24 protein-coding genes are annotated in these 24,630 nt (G+C 64.2%); 5 read left to right on the forward strand and 19 right to left on the reverse strand.

The window, feature by feature from the left end; translation table 11 throughout:
* Positions 1 to 2: 2 nt before the first annotated feature.
* The 19 genes from trbG to ACM1PE_RS14250 all read right to left on the reverse strand — a co-directional run bounded on the left by trbG (position 3) and on the right by ACM1PE_RS14250 (position 19,194).
* Positions 3 to 1,007 (reverse strand): P-type conjugative transfer protein TrbG, encoded by a 1,005-nt coding sequence (gene trbG, locus ACM1PE_RS14160; RefSeq protein ID WP_054666133.1) that lies wholly within the window; start codon positions 1,005 to 1,007, stop codon positions 3 to 5.
* Complete coding sequence (trbF, locus tag ACM1PE_RS14165) at positions 1,004 to 1,708, reverse strand: conjugal transfer protein TrbF (protein ID WP_054666135.1); 705 nt, start codon at positions 1,706 to 1,708, stop codon at positions 1,004 to 1,006. Before trbF ends, trbG begins: the two co-directional genes overlap by 4 nt.
* A gap of 17 nt (positions 1,709 to 1,725) precedes the next feature.
* Complete coding sequence (gene trbL, locus ACM1PE_RS14170; protein ID WP_054666138.1) at positions 1,726 to 3,078, reverse strand: P-type conjugative transfer protein TrbL; 1,353 nt, start codon at positions 3,076 to 3,078, stop codon at positions 1,726 to 1,728.
* Positions 3,075 to 3,401 carry a hypothetical protein gene (locus tag ACM1PE_RS14175; RefSeq protein ID WP_054666141.1) on the reverse strand — a complete coding sequence of 109 codons (327 nt, stop codon included), beginning with the start codon at positions 3,399 to 3,401 and terminating at the stop codon, positions 3,075 to 3,077. Before ACM1PE_RS14175 ends, trbL begins: the two co-directional genes overlap by 4 nt.
* A gap of 11 nt (positions 3,402 to 3,412) precedes the next feature.
* Complete coding sequence (trbJ, locus tag ACM1PE_RS14180) at positions 3,413 to 4,168, reverse strand: P-type conjugative transfer protein TrbJ (RefSeq protein WP_054666143.1); 756 nt, start codon at positions 4,166 to 4,168, stop codon at positions 3,413 to 3,415.
* Complete coding sequence (gene trbE, locus ACM1PE_RS14185; RefSeq protein ID WP_054666146.1) at positions 4,165 to 6,630, reverse strand: conjugal transfer protein TrbE; 2,466 nt, start codon at positions 6,628 to 6,630, stop codon at positions 4,165 to 4,167. Before trbE ends, trbJ begins: the two co-directional genes overlap by 4 nt.
* A 15-nt stretch (positions 6,631 to 6,645) precedes the next feature.
* Positions 6,646 to 6,918: a VirB3 family type IV secretion system protein gene (locus ACM1PE_RS14190; RefSeq protein WP_054666156.1), complete on the reverse strand. Its 273-nt coding sequence runs from the start codon at positions 6,916 to 6,918 to the stop codon at positions 6,646 to 6,648.
* Positions 6,915 to 7,307 carry a TrbC/VirB2 family protein gene (locus ACM1PE_RS14195; RefSeq protein ID WP_054666159.1) on the reverse strand — a complete coding sequence of 131 codons (393 nt, stop codon included), beginning with the start codon at positions 7,305 to 7,307 and terminating at the stop codon, positions 6,915 to 6,917. The genes ACM1PE_RS14190 and ACM1PE_RS14195 overlap by 4 nt, the downstream gene beginning before the upstream one ends.
* Entirely contained in the window at positions 7,304 to 8,359 is a 1,056-nt protein-coding gene (gene trbB / locus ACM1PE_RS14200; RefSeq protein WP_054666162.1) for a P-type conjugative transfer ATPase TrbB, read from the reverse strand. Before trbB ends, ACM1PE_RS14195 begins: the two co-directional genes overlap by 4 nt.
* Positions 8,356 to 8,820 carry a ribbon-helix-helix protein, CopG family gene (locus ACM1PE_RS14205; RefSeq protein WP_054666163.1) on the reverse strand — a complete coding sequence of 155 codons (465 nt, stop codon included), beginning with the start codon at positions 8,818 to 8,820 and terminating at the stop codon, positions 8,356 to 8,358. Before ACM1PE_RS14205 ends, trbB begins: the two co-directional genes overlap by 4 nt.
* Positions 8,817 to 10,826, reverse strand: a complete 2,010-nt coding sequence (locus tag ACM1PE_RS14210) for a conjugal transfer protein TraG (protein ID WP_054666165.1) — start codon at positions 10,824 to 10,826, stop codon at positions 8,817 to 8,819. Before ACM1PE_RS14210 ends, ACM1PE_RS14205 begins: the two co-directional genes overlap by 4 nt.
* A gap of 242 nt (positions 10,827 to 11,068) precedes the next feature.
* Positions 11,069 to 11,296: an EexN family lipoprotein gene (locus tag ACM1PE_RS14215; protein WP_054666167.1), complete on the reverse strand. Its 228-nt coding sequence runs from the start codon at positions 11,294 to 11,296 to the stop codon at positions 11,069 to 11,071.
* Positions 11,297 to 11,309: 13 nt separating this feature from the next.
* Entirely contained in the window at positions 11,310 to 12,236 is a 927-nt protein-coding gene (locus tag ACM1PE_RS14220) for a LysR substrate-binding domain-containing protein (RefSeq protein WP_054666170.1), read from the reverse strand.
* A 191-nt stretch (positions 12,237 to 12,427) separates the two neighbouring features.
* The gene (locus tag ACM1PE_RS14225) at positions 12,428 to 14,455 is read right to left on the reverse strand and encodes an esterase/lipase family protein (RefSeq protein WP_123676507.1); all 2,028 of its coding nucleotides are present in this window, start codon (positions 14,453 to 14,455) and stop codon (positions 12,428 to 12,430) included.
* 73 nt (positions 14,456 to 14,528) lie between these two features.
* Entirely contained in the window at positions 14,529 to 15,503 is a 975-nt protein-coding gene (locus ACM1PE_RS14230) for a bifunctional enoyl-CoA hydratase/phosphate acetyltransferase (RefSeq protein ID WP_082394021.1), read from the reverse strand.
* Positions 15,496 to 16,059 carry a universal stress protein gene (locus tag ACM1PE_RS14235; RefSeq protein ID WP_082394023.1) on the reverse strand — a complete coding sequence of 188 codons (564 nt, stop codon included), beginning with the start codon at positions 16,057 to 16,059 and terminating at the stop codon, positions 15,496 to 15,498. Before ACM1PE_RS14235 ends, ACM1PE_RS14230 begins: the two co-directional genes overlap by 8 nt.
* Before the next feature lie 68 nt (positions 16,060 to 16,127).
* Positions 16,128 to 16,874 carry an acetoacetyl-CoA reductase gene (gene phbB, locus ACM1PE_RS14240; RefSeq protein WP_054666176.1) on the reverse strand — a complete coding sequence of 249 codons (747 nt, stop codon included), beginning with the start codon at positions 16,872 to 16,874 and terminating at the stop codon, positions 16,128 to 16,130.
* Positions 16,875 to 16,884: 10 nt separating this feature from the next.
* Positions 16,885 to 17,328, reverse strand: a complete 444-nt coding sequence (locus ACM1PE_RS14245; protein ID WP_054666179.1) for a phasin family protein — start codon at positions 17,326 to 17,328, stop codon at positions 16,885 to 16,887.
* A 108-nt stretch (positions 17,329 to 17,436) separates the two neighbouring features.
* Positions 17,437 to 19,194, reverse strand: a complete 1,758-nt coding sequence (locus ACM1PE_RS14250) for a PHA/PHB synthase family protein (RefSeq protein WP_054666180.1) — start codon at positions 19,192 to 19,194, stop codon at positions 17,437 to 17,439.
* A gap of 322 nt (positions 19,195 to 19,516) precedes the next feature.
* Here ACM1PE_RS14250 and ACM1PE_RS14255 point away from each other — a divergent pair, with 322 nt between their 5' ends.
* From ACM1PE_RS14255 to ACM1PE_RS14275, 5 genes are all read left to right on the forward strand, one after another.
* Positions 19,517 to 20,125 (forward strand): TetR/AcrR family transcriptional regulator, encoded by a 609-nt coding sequence (locus ACM1PE_RS14255; RefSeq protein ID WP_419343654.1) that lies wholly within the window; start codon positions 19,517 to 19,519, stop codon positions 20,123 to 20,125.
* A gap of 68 nt (positions 20,126 to 20,193) precedes the next feature.
* Positions 20,194 to 20,613 (forward strand): hypothetical protein, encoded by a 420-nt coding sequence (locus ACM1PE_RS14260; RefSeq protein ID WP_054668692.1) that lies wholly within the window; start codon positions 20,194 to 20,196, stop codon positions 20,611 to 20,613.
* A 27-nt stretch (positions 20,614 to 20,640) separates the two neighbouring features.
* Positions 20,641 to 21,684: a secretion protein HlyD gene (gene hlyD / locus ACM1PE_RS14265; protein WP_054666184.1), complete on the forward strand. Its 1,044-nt coding sequence runs from the start codon at positions 20,641 to 20,643 to the stop codon at positions 21,682 to 21,684.
* 1 nt (position 21,685) lies between these two features.
* Positions 21,686 to 23,461 carry an ATP-binding cassette domain-containing protein gene (locus ACM1PE_RS14270; RefSeq protein WP_054666185.1) on the forward strand — a complete coding sequence of 592 codons (1,776 nt, stop codon included), beginning with the start codon at positions 21,686 to 21,688 and terminating at the stop codon, positions 23,459 to 23,461.
* Positions 23,458 to 24,627 (forward strand): ABC transporter permease, encoded by a 1,170-nt coding sequence (locus ACM1PE_RS14275; protein WP_054666188.1) that lies wholly within the window; start codon positions 23,458 to 23,460, stop codon positions 24,625 to 24,627. Before ACM1PE_RS14270 ends, ACM1PE_RS14275 begins: the two co-directional genes overlap by 4 nt.
* Positions 24,628 to 24,630 lie beyond the last annotated feature (3 nt).

Genomic DNA, 24,630 nt, shown 5'->3' on the forward strand with positions numbered 1-24,630 from the left:
GGTCAGTTCCTCCGCGTGCCACCCGAGACACCATCTGTGCGCTCGATCCGCACCACGTCGCCCTTGTCACCGCCCAGGCGCAGCTCGGCCGCGCCGAACAGGCGATCCACGATGTAGTACGGCGGGCGAAAGCGGTAGTTCACCAACTGCCCGTCACCCTGGGCACCGATCACGAACAGCGGCGGCAGCTCGCCCTGGGCGATGCCCGGCGGAAACTGGATGTAGACCTTCTCGCCATCGTCGAAAGCGCGCAGCGGCTTCCACGGCGGGTTGCTGCCACTGACCGCATAGCGGAAGCGGATCTTCTCCAGCGATAGCCCGGCATCGACCGGTGCGGCGGCGCTGGCCGCCTGTGCCTGGCGCTGCAAAGCCAGCATCTTGTCCTTGGGATATTCCCAGGAGGCCGACGCCATCCACGTCTTCTCGGTCGATGTCAGCTCCAGCAGGTAGGTACGCCGACTCGTGGTGATGACTAAATTGGTCTTGAGGCCCGAACGGATGGGCTTGACCATCACATTGACGCGCAGCGCATCACCGCTGCCGCTCGATGTATCCCCGACGATCCAGCGCACGGTGTCGCCGGCGGCCACCGTCACCAGTTCCTCGCTCGGCTGGAGAGCGATCACGGTCACGCGGCCCACGGCCGCATAGACCTGGTACAGCGCACCATCGGTGAAAGGCCACACCTGAATCGCGTTGACGTAGCCTTCGCGCGTGGGCGCAATGCGCGCTTCGGCATTGGCGCGGGACACGCGCACGGTTTCATCGGCAGGTTCCGCGGCGGGCTTGGCATCCGGGATGGGTTTCATCTGCGTCGGCATCGGCAGCACCTGCGGCACGGCCACCACTTCCACCGGCTTCGGCGCCTCGGGCAGCGGCTGGGCTTGCACCGGCTCATCAAGCGAGATGGACGGCGGCGGCTTGCCCTGCGTGGCGCAGCCCGAGAACAGTACGGTCGAAGCCAACAGCATCACCAGCAAGGCGGATTTACGGAAAAGTGCATTCATGGCTTGGCTCCTTCGTTCGCTTCCAGTTCGCGGCTCCACGACAGGCCGTTGACGTAGATACCCAAGGGGTTCTTGCGCAGGCGCTGCTCGGTGCGCGGAGCTTGCAGCACCGTGGAAATCACCGCGTTCCAGCGTTCGGTGCGATCCAATGCGCCGTTGACGAAGCGCGTCTCCGTCCAGCGCACGTTGAACGACGTGTCGCTGGCGCGAGTCACGCTGCTGATCTGCACCGTCACCGATTCCTTGCCGATGCGCGCGAACGGATCGTTCACACGGGCGTACTCGTTGAGCACCACGGCGCCTTTGTCGGTCGTGTAGTCGTAGGCATCGAGCCAGTTCTGTCGCACCACGATGGGGTCAATGGACAGCGAGCGCACCAGGCCGATGAAGCGGCCGAGGTGATAGGCAATCTGCGCATCGCTGGGCCGGTACGGCGTGGCGGCTTCGCCGACGGCGCGCACTTGGCCCGCGTTGTCCACCTCGATGACGTAGGGCGTGACGATGGACTGCGCCGAGCGCCACACCAGGCCGCCCGCCATCAGCACCGCCAGCGTGAGACAGCCGAAGGCCATGAAACGCCAGTTCTTCGCCTGCACGCGGGCCGAGCCGATGCGCTCGTCCCAGACCTGCGCGGCGGATTGGTATGGGGTGGCAGGTTGCGGCGTGTCGGCGTAGCGCACCTGTGGTCGTTTGAATCGCATGGGGTTCTCCTTGAAGATCAGGAATCGGAATCGCGCAGGCTCGGGCCTTGGCTAGAGCTGCCGCCGTCGCCACCGCGCAGCGTGTGGGCGGCGGTCGTCGCTGCATGGGTGAGCTGCTGCCTGCGATGCAGGCGCTTGGCCCAGGCGGGTTGCGCGGTGGATGGGGTTGGCTCGTTCGCAGTCTGTGCGGCACTGGCTCCCGACGCCGATCCGGCGTCGCCCGGCCGGAAGGCGGCGGCGACACGCTCCTTCATCGAGCGCGCCCCATCGGCCACCTTCTGCCCGGCCGCCTGCGCGCCGGTCTTGGCGACATTGCCCACGCCGGCGGCAGCGCCCTTGAGGCCTCCGCCGGCGGATGCAGAGCCAGCCTGGAACGCCGACCGTGCGCTACTGGCCGTCGAAGCGGCGGCACGCGCTCCGCTGCCGGCCAGCTTGGCGGCTGCGGGCGCCATACGCGCACCGGCAGCGACTGCGCCGCCGACACCCGTGGCCGCAGCGCCCACCGCAACGGCCGCGCCGGCTGCACCCAGCGCGGCACCGGCCATCGCGCCCGCGCCGAGCTGCGGCCCACCGGACACCAGCCCGGTTGCAATGCCCGGCCCGAAGATGCCCAAGGCCAGCAGCGTCAGCGAGGCCAGCATCACGACCACGGAGTGGTCGATGGATGGCTCGGCCGGCTGTACCTGAAACTCGGCGAACAGTCCCGAGCCGATGCCCACGATCACCGCCAGCACCAGCACCTTGATGCCCGAAGACACCACGTTACCCAGCACCTTCTCCGCGAGGAATGCGGTCTTGTTCCAGAGTGCGAACGGCACCAGCACGAAGCCCGCGAGCGTGGTCAGCTTGAACTCGATCAGCGTGATGAAAAGCTGGATCGCCAGCACGAAGAAGCACAGGAGGACGATCAGCCACGCCAGGAACATCACGACGATGGGCGTGATGTTCACGAACACCTCGGGAAAGCCCGCCATGTCGCCGATCTGCTTCAGGATCGGTGCCCCGGCGTCGATGCCGACCTTCGCCAGTCGGCCCGGTTGCAGGAAGCTCTCCATGCTCAGGGTCGAGCCGCTGGCCGTCAGGCCGAGGCCCGCGAATGAGCGGAACACGATGCCGGCCAGCCAGTTGAAGTTGCCGATGATGTAGGCGAAGGCACCGACGTACAGCACCTTGCGTATCAGCTTGGCGATCACGTCCTCGCCTTGGCCGGTGGCATGGCCCATCGCCCAGAACAGCCCGGCAAGCGTCATGTCGATGACGATCAGCGTGGCGGTCAGAAACGCCACCTCGCCGTGCAGCAGGCCGAAGCCCGAGTCGATGTAGCGCGAGAAGGTATCGAGGAAGCGGTCGATGACCGTCACGTCGTTCATGGCGAGCCCTCCTGCTCAGGCAGAGCGATTGCCCCACTGCCATCGGCGGGTTCATCGAAGCTGGGCGGGATCGGCGGCAGGTCGGCCAGCGTCTGGTACTCGCCCGGCCCAGCGTGGCCGGAGAGAAAGCGCCGCAGGTCGGCCTGCGCCACCTGCGTGCAAAACGCGCCGTCGTGCTCGCCCACGCGGCACTGCGCGCGCAACGCACGCAGCCGGGACGCATCGGCGGCCAGCGCATCCACCGACAGCCGCTGCGGCTGGTCACAGCCGGCCAGCACAAGCGCATGAACGGCGAAAGCAAACACGACGGGCGTGCGTTGCATGGCAGCCTCCGTCAGCGGTTGTAGAAGTTCACGGATTGCGGCGTGTATGGCGTGCCTTCGCCCAGGAAGCGGCGCGTCACCTCGCGCCCGCGCTCCGTGGCCGCCGCCTGCCGCGCCAGCTCCAGCGAGGCCGCGCGGTCTTGCGTGATCTGCAGCCGTTGCGTCTGGATCGACTGCTTGGCCTGCAAAGCCAACAACTGGTTCATGGCCTGCATCGCTTGCAGCGCACCCTCGGCCGACTGGCTCTTGCCCACGAGATCGGCCAGCACGCTTTCGTCATCGCTCAGGTTCTGCGACGCCTGGGCCTGCATCTGCATGGTGGTTTGCAGTCCGTTGAGCGTGTTCTTCCAACGCTCCTGCGCGTCGAGATACATCTGGTTGCCACTCACTGTAGCGGCGTACTTCTCGGGATACAGACGTGCGAACTCGCGGTCGATGCTCGTCACGTCATAGGCCAGGCCCTTGGCCTGTGCGATGAGGCGCTGGGTGGTTGCCAGGTTCGCGCGCAACTGGCCCACCACGCTGGACGGCAGGCTGGCCAGGTTGCGTGCCTGATTGATGAGCATCTGCGCTTCGTTCTGGAGCTGGCGGATCTGGTTGTTGATCTGCTCCAGCGTGCGAACCGCCGTGAGCGTGTTCTGCACCAGATTGGTCGGGTCGAGCACGATGTCGCCGACGCCGAACAGCGCGTGCGCAGGCTGCGCGACGCCGAAGGCGAGCACGCAGGCGGCGGTCAGCGCGGCGAGCTTGGGGACATAGGTTTTCATGGCTGGTTCTCCTGTGGATGGCTGGGGATGAGGGCGGCACACGGCGCAGGGCCGGGGAAATCGCGCAGCAGATCGGCCGCCCAATCAAGGCTGCGGTGGCGCAGCCATGCGGCTGCGAACGGAGTGGATGCGGATGAAGCGGCAGCGAGCACCGCGTCGATGTCGCGCTGGTCTTGCGGCGTGGAGGCACCCGCGAAGGCCAGCGTCGCGGCGCCCAGGTCGAGGTCGAACAGGCGGTTGCCGAGGCGGGATTGGTAGTAGTAGTCGCGCTTCGGCTGCGCGGTGGCGACGATCTCGATCTGCCGCCTGCTGAGGCCGAAACCCTCGTAGATCGTGCGAATCTGCGGCTCGGTGGCCTGCGGGTTCGGCAGGAAGATGCGGCTTGCGCAACTCTCGATGATCGCGGGCGCGATGCTCGAATCCTTGATGTCGGCGAGGCTCTGCGTGGCGAAGATCACCGAGACGTTCTTCTTGCGCAACGTCTTGAGCCACTGGCGGATGCGCGCGGCAAACACCGGGTCATCGAGGAACAGCCACGCTTCATCGAGGATCAGCAGCGTGGGCGCCCCGTCGAAGCGTTCATCGAAACGCGCAAAGAGGTAATGCAGCACGGCCATGACGGCGGCCTTGCTGTGCATCAGCTCCTCCATCTCGAAGCACCGCACGTCGGCCATGCCCAGCCGGTCATGATCGGCGTCCAGCAGCTTGCCGTGGGCACCGCCGAGCACATACGGCGACAGCGCCTGCCGCAGCGCGTTCGATTGCAGCAGCACGGAAAGCCCTGTCATCGTGCGCTGCTCCAACGGCGCACCGGCGAGGCTTCCCAGCGCCGACCAGATGGCCGCCTTTTCGTCGGGGCCGACCGCCACGCCCTCATGCAGCAAGCGGCCTTCGATCCATTCTGCCGCCCAGGTGCGGTAGCCTTCGCGGTCGATGCGTGCCAAGGGCTGGAAGGCGATTTCGCCATCCGTCCCGAGGTCGTAGTGCTCGCCACCCAGGCCCAGGATGGTGGCGCGCATGGAACGGCCCATGTCGAATGCGACGATGCGCGAACCGCGATAGCGGCGGAACTGCATTGCCAGCGTGGCGAGCAATACCGACTTGCCCATGCCGGTCGGCCCCGCGACCAGCGTGTGGCCCACGTCGCCGATGTGCGTCACAAGCCGGAACGGCGTGGCGCCGTCGGTGCGTGTCACGATCAGCGGGGGGCCGTCGAGGTGTTCGTTCTTCTCCGGTCCGGCCCATACCGCCGATACCGGCATCATGTGCGCCAGGTTCAGCGTTGAAACGATGGGCTGGCGCACGTTGGCGTAGGCGTTGCCCGGAATGGACGACAGCCACGCATCCACGGCGTTGAGCGTTTCCGGGATGGTGACGAAACCCCGACCCTGGATGACGCGCTCCACCATGCGCAGCTTCTCGTCGGCCACCGCAGGATCGGCGTCGAGCACCGCTACCGTGGCGGTGAGGTAGCCAAAGGCGACTTGATCGCTGCCCAGCTCCTGCAAGGCGGCATCGGCATCGGCGGCCTTGTTGCTGGCGTCGGTATCGACCAGCGGCGATTCCTGCTGGAAGATGGTTTCGCGCAGCAGCGCGATAACGTTCTTGCGCTTGGCGAACCACTGGCGGCGCAGGCGGGCGAGTTCTCTTTCCGCCTCGGCTTTGTCCAGGCACAGAAAGCGCGTACTCCAGCGATAGGCAAAGCCCAGGCGGTTGAGGTCGTCCAAAATCCCCGGCCAGGTTGAGGTCGGAAAGCCCCGCACCGACACCACGCGCAGGTGTTGCTCGCCCAGCATGGGCGCCAGGCCACCGACCAGTGCGGAGTCGGTCAGCAGCGCGTCGATGTGGAACGGCACTTCGGGCACGCCCACGCGATAGCGCCGCGTTGAGATGGTCGCGTGCAGGTAGGTCAGCGTCTGCCCGTCGTCGAGCCAGTCAATTTCCGGCATCACGCCGTCGAGCAGGTCAAAGACGCGATCCGTTTCCGCGACGAACGCTTGCAGCCGCTCGCGCCAGTCCACGCCATTCGTCGGCGTGTTCTCGTAGAGCATCTTGGCTGCACGGGCGCGGGATTCTTCCGGCGGCAGGTAAAGCAGCGTCAGGTGATAGCCGCTCTCAAAGTGATTGCCAGATTCCTCGAAGGTCGCGCGGCGTTCCTCGTCCACCAGCCAGGACAGCGGCTCGGGAAACTCCGAGTGTGGATAGTCGGCAGCGGGACGGCGCTCGGCTTCAATGAACAGCGCCCAGCCCGAACCCATGCGGCGCAGCGCGTTGTTCAAGCGTGCCGACGTAGCGATCAACTCACCCTGCGTCGCGCTGTCGAGGTCAGGCCCGCGAAACCGGGCCGTGCGCTGGAAACTGCCATCCTTGTTCAAGACGACGCCCAGTGCGACCAGCCCGGCCCAGGGCAGCCAGTCGGCAAGCAAGGCTGGGCGCTGGCGATATTCGGCGAGGTTCAGCATCGCGGCGTCCTCCCCTCACACGTCCAGCAGCGGGCGGTACTTGATGTGCCGGGCAAAGACCTGCATGAACTGCGGATCAACGCGCGCACCCCACACCGCCAGCGAATGGCCGACGATCCAGAGCACAACACCCGGAATCCACAGTTGCAGGCCCAGGCCGACGGCAGCGGCCAGCGTGCCGTTGGCAATCGCCACGGTGCGCGGCGCACCGCCCAGCAGGATCGGCTCGGTCAGCGAGCGATGCAGCGGCACCTCGAAGCCGTCCGCGAAGGTGTCCAGGGCACTCATACGACCGCCCCGCCGGAGAAGCTGAAGAACGACAGGAAGAAGCTCGACGCGGCGAACGCGATGGACAGGCCGAACACGATCTGGATCAGCTTGCGAAAGCCGCCCGAGGTATCGCCGAAGGCCAGCGCCAGGCCCGTGGCGATGATGATGATGACCGCGACGATGCGCGCCACCGGACCCTGGATGGATTCGAGGATGGATTGCAGCGGGCCTTCCCACGGCATCGAGGAACCGGCGGCCTGCGCCGTTCCGGCCAGGAACAGCAGCAGCGCGGCCAGCAGCAGCCCTTGCCCCGCAGGGCGTGCCAGGCTGCGCAGCCGTGCCAGGCCGGTCAGATGAGAAAGCGGATTTACGGAAATACGGAAAGCAGGAACGTGCATCTGCGTCATGGCAGTTCTCCAAGGTGGTTGAGGGACGGGGAAGAAAAGTCGGACTGCGATGGCAGCTCGGGAAACGGCATATCCATCGCGTCCGCCAGTTGGTAGCCCACGCCGTCAAAGCCGACGACGCGGGCAATGCTTTCGACGTGGCGATTGCGGCCACGGCCAGCGATGTGGATCACCACATTGACCGCCTCGGCGATCAGCGCACGGGGCGGATTCACCGCCACTTCGAGAATCAGTTGCTCCAGGCGCAGCAGCGCACCCAGCGCGGAGCCGGCATGGATCGTGGCGATGCCGCCGGGATGACCTGTGCCCCACACCTTGATGAGATCCAACGCCTCGGCGCCGCGCACTTCGCCAACGACGACGCGATCCGGGCGCAGGCGCATCGAGGAACGCACCAGCTCGGTCATCGACACCACGCCTGCGCGGGTGCGCAGCGGAACGTGGTCGCGCGCCGCGCATTGCAGCTCCACCGTGTCTTCGAGCACCAGCACGCGGTCGCCCGTGGCGGCGATCTCGGCCAGCAGCGCATTGGCGAGCGTGGTCTTGCCGCTGCTGGTGGCCCCGGCGATCAGGATGTTCTGGCGCTCGCGCACGGCGCGAACGAGAAAGCCCGCCTGGGCGCTGGTCATCATCCCGTCGATGACGTACCGCTCCAGCGGGATCACGCCGATGGCGCGCTTGCGCAACGCGAAGGCAGGCCCCGGCGCGGCGGGCGGCAAGATGCCCTCGAAGCGCTCGCCGGTTTCGGGCAGCTCGGCCGACAGCAGCGGCTGGCCGCGATGCACTTCCGCGCCGACGTGGGCTGCCACCAGCCGGATGATGCGTTCACCGTCCGCTTCGGACATCTCCACGCCCATCGGCGCACGGCCTGATGAAAGCCGATCCACCCATAGCGTCCGGTCGGGATTCAGCATGACTTCAACCACGTCCGGGTCTTCGAGCGCGGCGGCGATCAGCGGCCCCATCGCCGTGCGCAGCATCTGGATACGGCGATCCATCGAAGTCGCAGCGGACGAACGTGGTTCGGGCGGGATTTTCGGCACCGCGCTCATGACGCGCGCTCCTGCGCTTGCGTGGCCGCCGCCGCGTCCTCCATTCGCATCGGGTCGGGATGCAGTTCCTCCACCACGTCGCGCACCAGGCTGCGGCCCCGCAGCAGGTGGCGGCCAAGCTGCTCGGTGAACTGCTCGAAGCGCGCTTTGCCCTGCGCGCGTGCCGCGTCTTGGTGCGCCTCGGGAACCGGCGTGCTCACGGTCAGGTAGTAGCGGATGAACAGAGCCAGCGTCTCGATGGCGATGTTCTGGTCGCGCTCCATGCGCTCGGCCTGGCGCGACAGACGATCCAGCCGCTTGGCAATCGCCGCTTCGCGCTGGTCGGCCGCACCGGGCGACAGCCACGATGCGAGCGCCGCCGCGACGATGGACGACTTGGACACGCCTTTCTTGGCGGCCAGCTCGTCCAGGCGCTTGGCGTGCTCGTTCTGGATGAACAGATTGAGGCGGTATTGGCTCATAGGTCGATTCCGTCGTTGGGGTTCAGCGATGCCAGCCGGGCCGTGCGCTGCATGGCCGGATCGAGCTGGCGAGGAAGTGGAAGCGGAAGGTCGTCGTCGTCATCGAGCAGCCCAAGGTCGGCCACGGGCGCGGCCAGCCCGGGGTCGTAGGCGACGGCCTCAGTTAGCTCGGGCTGACGGCGTGGGCCGCCGTCGTCGGCCGAACCCAAGTTCTCCAGGCCATCGGCAGATGCCGTGGCAGACGCTGCGGGCACCGACGGAATCGCCAGCCCGCTCCAGTCGTCGGGCCGAGACGGCGGCGTGTCTGCGTACAGCCCGTCCGCCAGCGTGGGCGGGGGCAGCACGCGCCGCTTGAAATTGGCGTCCGCGTAATAGCGCAGCTTTTTGGCCTTGATCGGCGCCACACTGGAGACCATCACCACCGCTTCATCGGGTGGCAGTTGCATGACTTCGCCCGGCGTCAGCAGCGGACGGGCCGTTTCCTGGCGCGACACCATGAGGTGCCCCAGCCACGGCGCCAGCCGGTGGCCGGCGTAGTTGCGCTGCGCGCGCAGTTCGGTCGCGGTGCCCAGCGTCTCGGAAATCCGTTTGGCGGTACGTTCGTCGTTCGTGGCGAACGTCACGCGCACATGGCAGTTGTCGAGGATCGAATGGTTCTGCCCATACGCCTTGTCGATCTGGTTGAGCGACTGCGCGATGAGGAAACTGCGGATGCCGTAGCCGGCCATGAAGGCCAGCGCCGTCTCGAAGAAATCGAGCCGCCCGAGTGCCGGAAACTCGTCGAGCATCAGCAACAGCTTGTGGCGACGCTCGATGCCGTCGGAGCCATCGAGTGATTCCGTGAGCCGCCGCCCGATCTGGTTGAGGATCAGGCGAATGAGCGGCTTCGTCCGCGAAATGTCCGAAGGCGGAACCACCAGATACAACGACACCGGATGCTCGGCGGCGATCAGGTCGGCGATGCGCCAGTCACAGCGCGATGTGACTTCGGCCACCGTGGGATCGCGGTACAGGCCGAGGAACGACATGGCGGTGCTCAACACGCCGGAACGCTCGTTCTCCGACTTGTTGAGCACTTCGCGCGCAGCCGAGGCCACGACCGGATGCGTCCCATCGCCGAGATGCGGCGTGGTCATCATCCGATGCAAGGTCAGCTCGAATGGGCTGGCTGGATCGGAGAGGAAGTTGGCGACGCCGCGCAGCGTCTTGTCCTCGCCCGCGTAGAGCACATGCAGGATGGCGCCGACCAGCAGCGCGTGCGAGGTTTTTTCCCAATGGTTGCGCTTCTCCAGCGCGCCTTCGGGATCGACCAGGATGTCCGCGATGTTCTGCACGTCGCGCACTTCGTGCGCGCCGCGCCGCACCTCCAGCAGCGGGTTGTAGGCCGCCGACTGCGCATCGGTCGGGTTGAACAGCAGGCAATGCGAGAAGCGCGAGCGCCAGCCTGCGGTGATGCTCCAGTTCTCGCCCTTGATGTCGTGGATGACGGCCGATGCTAGCCAGCTCAACAAAGTGGGCACCACCAGGCCCACGCCCTTGCCCGAGCGCGTAGGCGCGAAGGTCAGGACGTGTTCCGGACCTTCATGCCGCAGGTACTGGCGGTCGTGCTGGCCGAGGAACACGCCGGCCGGCTGCGTGAGGCCCGCCTTGCGAATGTCCTGCGCGTTAGCCCAGCGCGCAGAGCCGTAGGTGGTGACGAGGCGCGCTTGGCGCGAACGCCAGACCGACATGGCGATGGCAACGCCCACGGCGGCCATACCGCTGGCGCCCGCAATGGTGCCGCCAGTGTCGAAGACCTCCGGCGCATAGGCGCCGAAGAAGAACCACCACTCAAACAGCTTCCACGGGTGGTAGATCGACGTGCCAAGGAAGTCGAACCAGGGCGAGCCAAGGCGTACTTGATAGCCAAGGGCCGCTGCTGTCCATTGTGTGGCGCCCCACACGCCGGCGATCACGGTGCCGAATACGACGGCGATCTGACCGAACAGCACGTTCGTCCCTTGCATGACCTGGCCTCCGATTTCTCCTGCGCTGATTCCTTATGGAAATCGCGGCACAGGAACGTGCCGCAGGCGTCAGGATCGGTGCCGGGTCAGTGCCGGTCAAAGGCCGTTATGGCGGGGATTGAGGCTGAAAGAGCCAGATTTCGCGCGGAAGCGAAAGCAATAGAAACACCACAGACGCGAGCGCGTTACGGCGTGGTGAGGTATCAGCGAGAACTTCGTGCTGTGAAACGGCGGCAAGGAAGTTACTTGGATTTTTTCTCAGGCCGATCACCGAAGAAACGCCGGTTGGCGGCTTCCGCCGCACGCAAGCAGAGTTCGTCGCCGACCTTCGAGCGATCTTCCTTGCATTGGCGCTGAATCTCCTTGATGCGGTCGGGATTGGCGACGAGCGTGTCCACGGATTCCGAAGGTTGAGAGGGGCCACATGCAGTCAAGGTGGCGGCCAGCATCAGCAACATCACGTTGTTCACGGTTCCAATCCTTTCATCGGGTGGATCGGGGATTCCCGATACTGCTCAGAGGTTCTGCTGAATCAATGGAGGCTACCCGGTCGATGAATCGGGCCAACATCTCTGGAGCCTCCGTATCCCGACACAGTAGATAGGTCGTCAGCATTGGCGGTTTACCCGCCAACGGCCGAGCCACTACACCAAGCTCACGGCTGGACGCAACGTGTGCCGCTCCGGCCAAGCCCAAGGCCAGCCCGGCGGAAACCAAGGTCATCATGAGGTCAAAAGAGGCAACGTGCTGAACTATGAGCGGCTCCCGTTCGTACTTGCGCAAGATTCGATCGACCTGACGTGCATGCCCTTCGCAAATCGACGGGTCGCCCAGCACCAGCGGGTAGTGCAGAACCTCCTCCAGCGGAATCTGCTTGAAGGCCAGAACGGGATGGCGAGCTGGCACCGCCACCATCAACTCATCCTCCCAAGCAGGTGTGACCACGATGCCATCACCTACGTCTTCGGCCATCGAAAATCCTGCGTCGTATAGCTCATCGTGCAGACCCTTGATTTGCTGGGCCATCGAAACTTCAAATAACCGAACCTCGACCTCGGGGTCTTCTTCGCGGCACTGCGCAAGTAGCGCCGGCAAGCGGGATGGCGTGATGCCATCGGACAAGGCAATGCGCAATTGCCCGTGATAGCCATTGGAGGCAGACCTGACGCTATCGCGTGCTTGCTCCAGCGCAGCGAAGATGCGCGGTACGTGCTCCAACAGCAATCGACCCGCACGGGTCAATTGCGTGCTGCGGGTAGTACGAACGAACAGGCGCGCACCAAGGTCTTCCTCCAGCTCCTTGATGGTGCGAGATAGCGGCGATTGGTCGATGTGTAACCGTTCAGCAGCCCGAGCAAAATGAAGCTCTTCCGCGACTGCGGTAAAGCATCGAAGGTGGCGTAACTCCACTTCTGCCCTTCCTAGCGTTTCAGATCGTCCACGTCCCGTGGGATGCAGCCGGATGCTCCACGCATGTGAGAACACCAAGAACGCTGTCCTTCCAAACCGAAAATGCCCAAGGTGCGATGCAAGTGATTCAGCCAAGACTGCATAGTAAGTGATATATTACTTACTATGCTTCGGAAAATCAATGACTAAATTCACCGTTGGACTGGGCAGCTCCCTCCCCGGACGGAAGACGAATCAGCGGCTGTCAACCGATGCTTGGAAATATCTTCGCGCAGGATTCGCCGGATTTCGACGATGGATGCGGCGGTTTCCTGCACGCTGTGTCCGGACACGATGATTTTTTCCGACTCGGCGCCATCCAGATGCGCGCTTCGATAGGGAACCAAACCATCGTCCGATTCAGCGAGAGGACCGTTAGCCTGCCGCCTCGCAACGATCGAGTGATAAGCCACCTGATCCGAGATTGGAAGCTCGCTCGTAGCTTTGACGAAGGGGTCGTTTTCGTCGAGTTGGTCAATGCTGTTGGGGATGTTCTGCAAGATCGTGGCGTGTGCCGTGGTCTCCGCGCGCGCCGGGAAGGCGTCGCCGAGGGTTGACAGCAGCGTCAATGGCAAGCGGATCAATCCGGCAACCCAACGCCCAAGTCCTTGTCCGGCAACCACGGTTCCACGGTGCGGTGTGGCAACGAATACCACGCGATCAACACCTGGAAATGGCCGAAAGCGCAAAAGAGGGTCAAGTTGAGAGCGGGTGCTCCCAAGACGATCCAGATCGATCCTGGGGTCCGATGCGGCCCACTTCCACAGTTGCTGGTCAGCCGTGGAGACCATCAGCCGCGCCAGCATTCCTCCCATGCTGTGACCAATCAACACCAGCCCGTGGGAAGCCAAGGTTTCCTCATCAGGGTCGAAGTGATGCAAAGCGGCCGCCAGAACTTGGCGGATTGCTGCATGACTGGCTGGTACAGGCATATTCGTGGGGTAATAGACCTCCCACACTTGGAATTCGCATCGCAGCTCTTCATCGGCCAGAAGCTCATTGGCAACGTTGACCCATGCTTCGGGGCTGCTCGCCAATCCATGCATCATCACGATGATGCGCCGCCGCGGGTCGAACGGCTGCATCAGATACAGATGCGGGTGATCGATGCCACGCTCACGCCCAAACAACCCTCGCACGGATTGCTGGTTGAACCCCGAACGCGCCAACCACAAGCCGTAGCCAGCCGTAAAGTTACCAGCCAGCGGAACGCGTTGGCCGTGGAGTTGCAAATAGTCCTGGACCAGGGGGTCATACACACCGACGATGAGTTCATGCGAGGCAAGCAGCTCATCGACGGTGAGTGCATCAAAGCGAAGCACTACCGTCACGTTGGGCGTTGGCATTTCGCTCCAGGCGGGAAATGTCCTCGGGCGCTCGTTGCCGGCGGGAGACCCGTCTGAGTCGTTCAGTGATATTGGCTCTGCATCCGTTACGGCCACCAATTCGGCACCCAAGCCATCCCTGCGATAGATGCCGCGCAGGCCTTGGAATGCCAGAACGTTCGCAGGCAGCAACTCGCGTGGCGTGGTCGCATCATTGGGCAGCCGGGCGTTCAAGTCGACTCGCAAAACCCAGTCACCCAAGCGGAATACCGCTTTGGCTCCGCCAGCATGCGCACGAAGTGCTTGGTGCTGTAGGCCAAACAATTGCGTGACCGTTTTTTGCACCGCGTAGTTGTACCAATCGCGCACCTGCGTCTGCCGCTCCTCAAACGCGCGCTCGCCGGGCGAGCGCCCAGTGAAAAAGAGATACGCGTAAGCGTGCCGAGCTGTCTCGATCCAAGCGGAAGTAGAAGCGGTGCGACTGTTTGGGACTGTTGTCGAGATCGACATGGCATGCTGCAGCCATAGTTCAGCCAGTGCCGACAACCTGGTTTCTCCATCCAAGTCCTTCATCATGGTCAACGCCTCGATACAAGTGAGCGAGGCGTTCGCTGCGCAGGCCCGTTCATCGAGCCCGGTAACGCGAATCGTCTGCACGGTCAGGGCGCTGAGTTTGCCTTTGCCGAGGAGATCGCCGCGTCGTAGGGCGACGTATTCATCCGGCGTCATCGCGCGTACAGCGACAGAAGGTTTGAATTCACTGACAACCGCGCAACCACCGAGCGCAAACGCGGCAGCGATCACGATCAACCATCGCCAGAAAAATGCAAGGATCACGTGGATTACGTGGATCATGACCGGGAGCTGCGTACCAGCATCGCAGAATCAACACCTGAAGCGAGCGCGACATTACCCGTGAAATTGCATTTCATACGCGGTTCTCTTTGCCCTGAACAAGAGCACGCTGACGATGCGCCAAGATCAGCGCAATGGCGCATGAGGCTATTCGCGTGCGGCGCGAGTCCGCGCGACTGGTGAGCACAATCGGCACACGCGCGCCCATCACGATCCCCGCACTGTCGGCTTGGCCCATGTATTCCAGTTGCTTGGTCAGCATGTTGCCGCTTTCCAGGTCGGGAACGACCAAGATGTCAGCTTGCCCGGCCACGTTCGACTTGATGCCCTTGACGCGCGCGGCATCGGGAGAGACGGCGTTATCAAAGGCCAGCGGCCCGTCGAGCACACCTCCGGCAATCTGGCCGCGATCGGCCATCTTGCACAGTGCCGCTGCGTCCAGGGTCGAAAGCATGCGCGGGTTGACGGTCTCGACCGCCGCCAGGATCGCTACCTTGGGCTCGGCAATGCCGATGGCGTGCGCCAAGTCGATGGCGTTGCGCACGATGTCGGCCTTGATTTCGAGCGTTGGAGCGATGTTGATGGCGGCGTCGGTGATGATGAAGGGCCGTGGGTAGCTGGCCGTCTGCATGATGTAGCAGTGCGTCAATCGGCGCTCGGTGCGCAGGCAGGCTTCGGGCGCCAGGATGGCACCCAGGTACTCGTCGCTGTGCAAGCTGCCTTTCATCAGTGCCTGCACCTCGCCCTTGCCAGCCAGCCGGGCGGCGATGGCCGCTGCAGCGTGGCTGTGCGGCACATCGACGACCTCGCTGTCTCCCAGTTCCAACCCCGTGTCGGCCGCAACGGCACGCAGCTTGCCGAGCGGCGCCACCAATACTGGCGTGATGACGCCGGCATCGCGCGCGTCCAAGGCACCGCCCAAGCTGAGCGCGTCACAAGGGTGCACCACCGCAGTGCGAACCGGGGCCAAGGTTTTGACATGGGCGATAAGACGCTCGACACCACTTGGAGGATCGGCGCGAACGCCCTCAGGGGCTTGTTCATTCATGTGGTTTTTTTAGCTTGTTTGCGCGAGTTGGATGCCGGCGTTGCGTACCGGCGTTGTCGCTGGCCTCGACTGGCGTCCGTGCGGCTGAGCGTGTCTGGTCACCATCTCGGCTCGACTGGCGCACCAGCATTACCGGAACTGGTGCGATGCGCGCCACTTGCTCTGCATCGCTGCCCAGCAGCAGCCGGTTCATGCCGCGACGCCCATGGGTGCCCAGGATGACCAAGTCGCAATCGCTCACCTCGGCCTGCTGTGCGATCTGTTCCGACACGCGTGCGGTGCCGCTTTCAAGCAGCACCGTCTCTGTGGCAATTCCGTTCCGACGAAGCCGACTCGCAGCTTCATCCAGCAACGCCTGGCCGGCTTCGAGGAAGCGTGGGCGGACATCCTTGATGTAGACCTCGGGACGCTCGAAGCCCGTACTATGCCGGGTTGGTTCGACGACATGCAGCAAGATCACGGTGGCGCCGCTCAGGCGTGCCAGTTCTGCCGCATGATCGAGGGCCAGGAAGGATGTGGAACTACCGTCCAGCGGCACCAGAAATCGGGAATACATGGAACTCCTCCAGGAGTTGGTGACTGCCGCGTCGGAAACCGCCCGCGAGGGCCGCGGGTTCTCCCAACTCATGACATGTGCTGGCCACCGTTCATCGCCACGTTGCTGCCCGTCATGAAGGCGGCAGCCTCACTGGCGATGAAGGCCACCAGCGCCGCGATCTCGTCCGGATGACCGAGGCGGCCGACTGGAATCGCATCGATGATCTTCTGGCGCACATCCTCACGCACCGCCATCACCATCTCGGTGGCCAGGTAGCCCGGCGAGACGGTGTTGACCGTCACGCCCTTGCGCGCCACCTCCTGCGCCAGCGCCTTGGTGAAGCCGTGCACGCCGGCCTTGGCCGCCGAGTAATTGGTCTGGCCGAACTGGCCCTTGCTGCCGTTGATCGACGAGATATTGATGATGCGTCCCCAGCCAAGCTCCACCATCGGGTCGATGAACGGCTTGGTGACGTTGAACATGGAGTCCAGGTTGGTGCGCAGCACGGCGTCCCAGCCGGATTTGTCCATCTTGCGCAAGGTCGCGTCACGGGTGATGCCGGCGTTGTTCACCAGGATGTCAACGTGGTAGCCGTCCGCCTGAATCTGACGCGCCAAAGCCTGGGTCGATTCCCAGTCGCCGACATCGACGCCGTAGGCCACGAACCGGTAGCCTTTGGTGTCCTGCGCGTCGAGCCAGGCAGCGACCTTATCGTTGCCGGGCGTGTGCGTGATGATGACGCGGTGGCCCGCGTCGTCCAGGGCGCGGGCAATGGCCGCGCCAAGACCGCGATTGCCGCCAGTGACCAGGGCGGTTCGTCCGGAACTGCTCATGTGCACCTCCTTACTTTTTGGCCTTGCCCTGAGGCGCGGCGCCTGGCGCGCTCCAGGGCTGCGTCCATTGCTGACAAAACTGCGCGAAAGAGGCTGTGCCACCGCTGGCGCCGAATACTTCGGAGACGGATGCCTGCCAGGTCGTCAGCGCCTCGCGCAGGCCATCAGCGAATGCCGCCTGGCTCTTGGCAGCAGCCTGGCCGACCGCCTGTGTATCGCCCATACGGCCCTGACACAATCGCCAGAACACCTCGGATGGCAAGGTGGCAAGCGCCTGCCAGTCCGCCGCCTGTTGGAGGTTCTGGATGCGCGAGGTGGTCTCCAGCACGCCGCCAGCACTGAGCTGTTGCATGGCTTCGAACCAGTGGTGGCCGCTTTCTTGCAGCAAGCGAGTGATCTGAAGCTGCAACTCGGCATTGGCCTTGTAGAGTTGGATGGGCAGTTCGTTGTTCATTTCAATTCTCCACGGTGGTGATGTGCCCCTCTGGGGCGGGTGTGGGCCATGCCTGCGCAACGACCCGATGAAAGTTGAGTGATGTGTTCGTGGACGCGTTTTGCCATGTCATCGCATGGCCACATAGGTTCCCGGCGCATCGCCAAGCGGTGGTTGCGTCCCGCCCATGGCAGGCGGAGCGACGCGCCCGGCCGAGCGCCCGGCCAACCATTGCTGCCATGCCGGCCACCAGGAGCCTTCGTTCAGCGGGGTCTCGGCACGCCACAATTGCGGATCGATATAGCGATCGCCAGCGGCACGGGTCGCAATCTGGAAGCTGCGCCGGGGGTGCCCTGGCTCGCTGACGACGCCGGCGTTGTGCCCGCCGCTGGTCAGCACGAAGGTCAGCTCCGCATCACTGAGCAGATGCATCTTGTACACGGATGGCCAGGGAGCGACGTGATCGCGCACCGTGCCGACGATGAACATGGGCACCTCGATGTCGGCCAGCGCCACGGGTCTCCCGCCGACGCGGTAGCGCCCCTCGGCCAGGTCGTTGTCCAGATACAAGCGCCGCAGGTACTCGCTGTGCATGCGGTACGGCATGCGCGTCACGTCGGCATTCCAGGCCATCAGGTCATTGAAGGTCTGGCGCTCACCCAACAGGTATTCACGCACCCGTCGCGACCAGATCAGGTCGCGCGAGTTGAGCATCTGGAACGCGCCGGCCATCTGCCTGCCGTCGAGATAGCCCTTGTCCCACATACCGGCTTCAAGCCAGGCCAGTTGACTGTCGTCGATGAAGAGCGCGATCTCGCCCGATTCGCGGAAATCGATCTCCGACGCCAACAGCGTCAGGCTTTGCAGCCGCTCGTCGCCATCGCGCGCCATCGCGGCGGCGGCGATCGTGAGCAAGGTGCCGCCCAGGCAATAGCCCACTGCTTGCACTTTGCGCTCGGGCACGATGGCCGTGACCGCATCCAACGCGTCCATGACCCCCAGCCAGCGGTAATCCTCCAGACCGAGGTCGCGATCGGCCGCCGTCGGGTTCTTCCATGAAAGGATGAACACCGTGTGCCCCTGATCGACCAGGTACTTCACCATCGAGTTGTGCGGCGACAGGTCGAGGATGTAGTACTTCATGATCCAGGAGGGCACGATCAGTACCGGCTCCGCATGCACATCCGGCGTCGTGGGTGAGTACTGAATCAACTCGATCAGGTGGTTTCGAAACACCACCTTGCCTGGAGTGATCGCCACGTCCTTGCCCACCTCGAACCCTTCGACCCCTGCAGGCGCATCGTCGAGCGCGAGGCGTCTTGCATCTTCCAGAAAGTTCATGGCGCCGCGCCACAGGTTTGCGCCACCGCTTTGCGTGATGGCGTGCAGCACCTCGGGGTTGGTCCAGATGAAATTCGAAGGCGACCACATGTCCAGCCACTGCCGCCCGGCGAACGTGACCATGTTCTCGTGATGGCGCGACACGCCACGCACGCCCGTGGTGGCGTTGTGCCACCACTGCTGCTGCAGCAAAAAGCCTTGGTGGATCACGTTGAAGGGCCACTGCTGCCAAGCCGGGGCGGCGAAGCGCCGATCCTGCTCCAGGGGCTCGATACAGGTCGGACAGTCGTGCGCACTGGCAACACGCAAGGCATAGCGCGCAAGGCGTTGCTGTTTGTGCAAGCCCTTTTCCATCAAGCTGCGTTGCTTGCCTGGCGAAAGGCTCAGGTGCAGCGCCCAGTCGTACCAAGCCAGCAGGCCAGCCGCCGGCGACAACCCACCCGTGCTGCGCGCCCGCCAGGCGTTCGCAAGCGTATCCAGGGCGTCAGGGCGACAGACTTCGGGCTGCGTCAGATCGGCCCTGCCATGTATTGCGACGTTGCTCATTTCCAGCCTTTCATTTAGCGAGTAACATATTACTATCTTATCGCTTGCAGGAAAAGTTGCAAGCCTTCCGCAGGGGCGCAAACGTTTTCATCCTTCACAAACGCAATCACTGCCGCGGCTGAAGCTCCAGGCCCAACGATCACGCATCTTCCGATCTGCCTTGTAAGCGATCCAGCTTCTTGAGTTGCATCAAGTTGACCGATCCGTTCTTCATATGAAAGGGTCCGCAGTCCTGCCTCACCCGCAAAGTTTCCGATCTTGCGTCATGGTGATTTTGCGTGCTAAGATAGTTATAAGTCACTTACTACATGGAGTCTGAATCGTGAGCCAACGCCCCCAGTACCTGTCCGCCGAAGATCGGCGCGCAGCCACAGTGCAAGCCGTGGTCGATCTGGCAGCCGAACAAAACCCGGCCGAGATCACGACCACCGCGATTGCCGACCGAATGGGCTTGACGCAGGGCGCGTTGTTTCGTCACTTCCCCAACAAGGAAACCATCGTGGAAGCCACGATGTCCTGGGTCGGCGAACGCCTTCTGGTCAGCGTGGACAAGGCGGCCGAAGGCGCCGCATCTCCTGGCGCGGCGCTCGAAGCCATGTTCATGACGCACATCGACTTCGTGTCCAAGCACCCGGGCGTGCCACGCATGCTGTTCGGAGAGTTGCAGCGCTCTGGCGAGACGCTCGCCAAGCGCATGGTGCAAACCCTGATCCGCCAGTACGAGCAGCGCCTGCGCCGCCTGATGGAAGCGGGCAAGGCGCAGGGCGAGCTGGATGCGGATCTGGACGTGGATGCCGCCGCCGTGCTGTTCATCGGCACGATCCAGGGGCTGGTCATGCAGTCCCTGCTGGCCGGCAAGGTCAGTCGGATTCGTCGCGATGCGCCCGCCGTGTTCGCCATCTATCGCCGTGGCATCGAAAGCGGCACATGAAGCACCCGTCCAGTCCTCAAACGGCACGACGATCCAGCAAACCCTCCGAAGAACCGGGAGCAATGAACATGACAGCACACAACGGGCGCGGCATCTGGATGCGTGTGATCGCCCTGATTGCCATCGGTTTTGGCCTGATGACCATCCGGGAAGGCGGCGCCGTCCTGTTTTATGACGGTGCAGGGCGTGACGCGGCCGGAAGCTATGTGCCCTTCGTGCTTTGGTTCAACTTTCTGGCCGGGTTCGCCTACGTCATCGCTGGCGTCGGGTTGTGGATGCGTCGGCGCTGGGCCACATGGCTGGCCATGGCCATCGCAGTTGCGACGGCACTCGTATTCCTGGCCTTCGGAGTGCATGTGGCGCTCGGCGGCGCCTGGGAGCGGCGCACGGTCATTGCCATGACGCTGCGCACGCTGGTGTGGGTCGGCATCGCGGCCATTGCTTGGCGTCGATCAACGGCGAATGCACCGGCCACGCGCGAGCAGTGAGCATCTTTTTTTAGTGGAAACCCATCCATGACAACTCCGAACCTCCCTACAAAAAAAGCCCGTTGGGTCGTGATCATTGTTGTTGCCCTGCTCGTTCTTGGCGGTGCACTGGCGTTTTGGTTCACGCGCGGCCTTGACAATCAAGATGCATTGCGCCTCTACGGCAACGTCGACATCCGCGAGGTTCAACTGGCTTTCCGCCAGCCCGGGCGCGTCACGCAAATGGCTTTCGACGAGGGCGATTCCGTGACAGCCGACGCGCGCCTGGCCACGCTTGACGCGCAGCCGTATCGAGAAGCCCTTGCAGCGGCGCAGGCCCAGGTGCAGGTGGCGCAAGCGGAACTGGCCAAGCTGCGCCGCGGCCTGCGGCCGCAGGAAATCACACAGGCGCGCGAGGCGCTTAAGAAAGCGCAGGCGCTCGCCCTTGATGCCGAGCGCAACTTTCAGCGCCAAAGCGGCCTGCTGTCATCGGGTGCCAGCAGTCAGCGCACGGTCGATGCCGCCCGCACCGTAAGGGATCAAGCCGTCGCGGGCGTCGAATCAGCCAAGGCCGCCCTATCGCAAGCAGCCGAAGGCTTTCGCAAGGAAGACATCGCCGCAGCAGAGGCTCGCCTTGCAGCCGCGCAGGCAGCCGCAGCGCAAGCCACCACGTCCCTGGCGGACACCGAACTCATGGCACCCAGCGATGGAACCATCATCGCGCGGGTGCGTGAACCCGGCAGCATGGTGGCCAGCCAGAGTGCGGTCTACAGCCTGAGCCTGGACAAGCCCGTGTACGTGCGCGCCTACGTGGGCGAGCGGGATCTGGGCCGCATCGCACCCGGCACCGCGGTGCACGTCAAGAGCGATTCCGGGGAAAAGGTCTATCGCGGCCAGATCGGTTTCATCTCGCCGCGCGCCGAATTCACGCCCAAGACGGTGGAGACAACGGACTTGCGCACGGATCTGGTGTATCGCCTGCGCATCGTCATTGACGAAGCCGACAGCGACGCCGCCTTGCGTCAAGGCATGCCGGTGACGATAGAGGTCGATGCCAAACCAGCCTCCAGCACGCGCGTGGGGGAGCGTTGAGATGCAGGCAAACGCAGCCATGACTGCCACGCCGACAAGCGCGAGCGCCGATGCCGCTGCCGTCGTCATCGAAGGCGTGGACAAGCATTTCGGCAAGGTGCAAGCCCTGCGGAGTTTGAGCGCGCATATCCACTATGGGCGGCTGACGGGTCTGGTCGGCCCGGACGGAGCCGGTAAGACGACGCTGATGCGGATTCTGACCGGCCTGCTGGTGCCCAATGCCGGCCGCGTCACCCTGGCCGGCTATGACGTGGTCAAGGACAACGACGCCATTCACGTGGCCAGCGGCTACATGCCACAGCGCTTCGGCCTGTACGAAGACCTGTCGGTGATGGAGAACATGCGCCTGTATGCGCAGCTGCGCGGCATGGATGCGGATCGCAATGCCGATCTATTTGCCGAGTTGCTGGACTTCACGCGGCTGGGACCTTTTACGAAGCGCTTGGCCGGCAAGCTCTCCGGCGGCATGAAGCAGAAGCTTGGCCTGGCCTGTGCGCTCATGGCGCGGCCCAAGGTGCTGCTGCTGGACGAGCCCGGCGTGGGCGTTGACCCGGTCAGCCGCCAGGATTTGTGGCGCATGGTGCAGGCACTGACCGATGAGGGCATGGCCGTGGTCTGGTCTACCGCCTATCTGGACGAGGCCGAGCGCTGCGAGAGCGTGCTGTTGCTGAACCAGGGGCAGCTCTTGTTCGATGGCCCGCCGCAAGCACTGACCGCGCAGCTCGAAGGCCGCAGCTTCCGCCTGGAAAACGTCGGCGCCGAGCGCCGGGCGGTTCTGACCGAGGCACTCGATCTGGAGAGCGTGAGCGATGGCGTGATCCAGGGCGCCGGCGTGCGCGTGGTACTGCGCGAGGGTGCGCAGGCAAGCCAAATCCAGTCGCTGGCTGATCGTGCCCAAGTGCAGCTGGCCCGGGTGCCCGCGCGCTTCGAAGACGCCTTCATCGATCTCCTCGGTGGCGGCCCCGGCGGCACTTCGACACTGGCCGAACGCCTGTCACCGGTCGAACTGGGCTCGGACATTGCCGTCTCCTGCCGCAATCTCACCAAGCGCTTCGGCGAGTTCACCGCCACCGACCAGGTCAGCTTCGAGGTGCGCAAAGGCGAAATCTTCGGTCTGCTCGGCCCCAATGGCGCCGGCAAGTCCACCACCTTCAAGATGCTGTGCGGCCTGTTGAAACCCACTGCGGGCGAGGCGCACGTGGTGGGGCACGATCTGCGCCGCGCCACCGGCGCGGCCAAGAGCCGGCTCGGCTACATGGCGCAGAAATTCTCGCTCTACGGCCTGCTGTCGGTGCAGCAGAACCTGGAGTTCTCGGCCGGCGTCTACGGGTTGGAGGGCAACACCCGGCGCGAGCGCATCGGGGAAATGATCGAAACCTTCGATCTGGGCGACTGGTTGTCCGCCACGCCAGATTCCCTGCCGCTGGGGCACAAACAGCGCCTGGCGCTGGCCTGCTCGCTCATGCATCGGCCTCCCGTGTTGTTCCTGGATGAGCCTACTTCGGGCGTGGATCCGATCACCCGGCGCGAATTCTGGACCCACATCAACGGCCTGGCGCGCAAGGGCGTGACCATCATGGTCACCACCCACTTCATGGACGAGGCCGAATACTGCGACCGCGTCGCCATGCTCTCTCGCGCGCGCCTGATCGCGCTCGACACGCCCGATGCGCTCAAGCGTGCCGCCGCGAATGCCGAACATCCCGACCCGACCATGGAGGACGCCTTCATTCACCTGGTGGAGTCTGCCGACCGTGAGATGGAGGTTGCCGCATGAACGTCGTTGAGAAACACAAGGACGGCGCTGGCCCGATGCAGGGCGACTTGCGCCGTTTTGACCTGCGGCGCCTGGTGGCCTTGGTCACCAAAGAAAGTTACCAGGCGTTGCGTGACCCATCGACGTTGTTGATCGCCTTCGTGCTGCCGGTGGTGTTGCTGCTGCTGTTCGCTTATGCGGTGTCGCTGGACGCCAAGGAGGTTCGTGTCGGTGTCGTACTGGAGTCGCCCGGTGCGTCGGCTCAGTCGCTGGCCGCCGCCTTTTCGGGTACCCGCTTCCTGAATACGCACTTCGCCCATGACCGCCGCGAAGTGGCCGAACAGCTCGTCTCCGGTGCACTGCGCGGCTACGTCGTCATCCCGCAGGATTTCGAACAACGCTTGGCCCAGCGCGGCAGCGAGCCGCTGGTGCAGATCGTCACCGATGGCTCCTACCCAAACACCGCCAACTATGTCGAAAACTACGCCCGCGGCGTGGTGCAAACGTGGCGCGCCGGGCTGGATGTCGCAGCACCCGCGCAGTCCGTCGTGCTGGAGCCGCGCTACTGGTTCAACCCCGAGCTGGAAAGCCGGCGCGCGCTGATTCCGGGCGCGATTGCCATCGTCATGACCATCATCGGCACCATGTTGACCGCGCTGGTGGTGGCGCGCGAATGGGAGCGCGGCACCATGGAGGCGGTGCTCTCCACGCCGGCCTCGGTGGCGGAGATATTGATCGGCAAGCTGCTGCCGTACTTCGTGCTCGGCATGCTGTCCACACTGGGCGCGGCCGCACTGGCCGTGTTCGTGTTCGGCGTCCCGATGCGTGGCTCGCTGGCGGCGCTGCTGCTTTTGTCCGCCGTGTTCATGGTGCCGGCGCTGGGCCAGGGTCTGCTGATCTCGTCGCTGGCGCGTAACCAGTTCCTGGCGGCGCAGATTGCGCTGTTCACGGGCTTTCTGCCGGCTTTCATGCTGTCGGGCTTTTTGTACGAGATCGATGCCATGCCGGCGCCGATCCGCGCCATCACCCGAGCGGTTCCGGCGCGCTACTTCGTCGACTCGCTCAAAACCGTGTTTCTCGCCGGCGACATCTGGGCCGTATTCCTGCCCAATCTGGCAGCCATGGCGGCGATCGGGGCTGTGTTCTTCATGATCGCCAAGCGCGCCACGCGCAAGAACCTGGAGTGAAGC

It is taken from the genome of Achromobacter sp. PD1 (assembly GCF_048541815.1).
In the GTDB taxonomy this organism is placed as follows: domain Bacteria; phylum Pseudomonadota; class Gammaproteobacteria; order Burkholderiales; family Burkholderiaceae_B; genus Achromobacter; species Achromobacter bronchisepticus_A.

Coding starts and splice junctions, on each gene's coding strand:
- trbG (WP_054666133.1), bottom strand. CDS start 1,007: ATGAATGCACTTTTCCGTAAATCCGCCTTGCTGGTGATGCTGTTGGCT.
- trbF (WP_054666135.1), bottom strand. CDS start 1,708: ATGCGATTCAAACGACCACAGGTGCGCTACGCCGACACGCCGCAACCT.
- trbL (WP_054666138.1), bottom strand. CDS start 3,078: ATGAACGACGTGACGGTCATCGACCGCTTCCTCGATACCTTCTCGCGC.
- ACM1PE_RS14175 (WP_054666141.1), bottom strand. CDS start 3,401: ATGCAACGCACGCCCGTCGTGTTTGCTTTCGCCGTTCATGCGCTTGTG.
- trbJ (WP_054666143.1), bottom strand. CDS start 4,168: ATGAAAACCTATGTCCCCAAGCTCGCCGCGCTGACCGCCGCCTGCGTG.
- trbE (WP_054666146.1), bottom strand. CDS start 6,630: ATGCTGAACCTCGCCGAATATCGCCAGCGCCCAGCCTTGCTTGCCGAC.
- ACM1PE_RS14190 (WP_054666156.1), bottom strand. CDS start 6,918: ATGAGTGCCCTGGACACCTTCGCGGACGGCTTCGAGGTGCCGCTGCAT.
- ACM1PE_RS14195 (WP_054666159.1), bottom strand. CDS start 7,307: ATGACGCAGATGCACGTTCCTGCTTTCCGTATTTCCGTAAATCCGCTT.
- trbB (WP_054666162.1), bottom strand. CDS start 8,359: ATGAGCGCGGTGCCGAAAATCCCGCCCGAACCACGTTCGTCCGCTGCG.
- ACM1PE_RS14205 (WP_054666163.1), bottom strand. CDS start 8,820: ATGAGCCAATACCGCCTCAATCTGTTCATCCAGAACGAGCACGCCAAG.
- ACM1PE_RS14210 (WP_054666165.1), bottom strand. CDS start 10,826: ATGCAAGGGACGAACGTGCTGTTCGGTCAGATCGCCGTCGTATTCGGC.
- ACM1PE_RS14225 (WP_123676507.1), bottom strand. CDS start 14,455: ATGATCCACGTAATCCACGTGATCCTTGCATTTTTCTGGCGATGGTTG.
- ACM1PE_RS14230 (WP_082394021.1), bottom strand. CDS start 15,503: ATGAATGAACAAGCCCCTGAGGGCGTTCGCGCCGATCCTCCAAGTGGT.
- ACM1PE_RS14235 (WP_082394023.1), bottom strand. CDS start 16,059: ATGTATTCCCGATTTCTGGTGCCGCTGGACGGTAGTTCCACATCCTTC.
- phbB (WP_054666176.1), bottom strand. CDS start 16,874: ATGAGCAGTTCCGGACGAACCGCCCTGGTCACTGGCGGCAATCGCGGT.
- ACM1PE_RS14245 (WP_054666179.1), bottom strand. CDS start 17,328: ATGAACAACGAACTGCCCATCCAACTCTACAAGGCCAATGCCGAGTTG.
- ACM1PE_RS14250 (WP_054666180.1), bottom strand. CDS start 19,194: ATGAGCAACGTCGCAATACATGGCAGGGCCGATCTGACGCAGCCCGAA.
- ACM1PE_RS14260 (WP_054668692.1), top strand. CDS start 20,194: ATGACAGCACACAACGGGCGCGGCATCTGGATGCGTGTGATCGCCCTG.
- hlyD (WP_054666184.1), top strand. CDS start 20,641: ATGACAACTCCGAACCTCCCTACAAAAAAAGCCCGTTGGGTCGTGATC.
- ACM1PE_RS14270 (WP_054666185.1), top strand. CDS start 21,686: ATGCAGGCAAACGCAGCCATGACTGCCACGCCGACAAGCGCGAGCGCC.
- ACM1PE_RS14275 (WP_054666188.1), top strand. CDS start 23,458: ATGAACGTCGTTGAGAAACACAAGGACGGCGCTGGCCCGATGCAGGGC.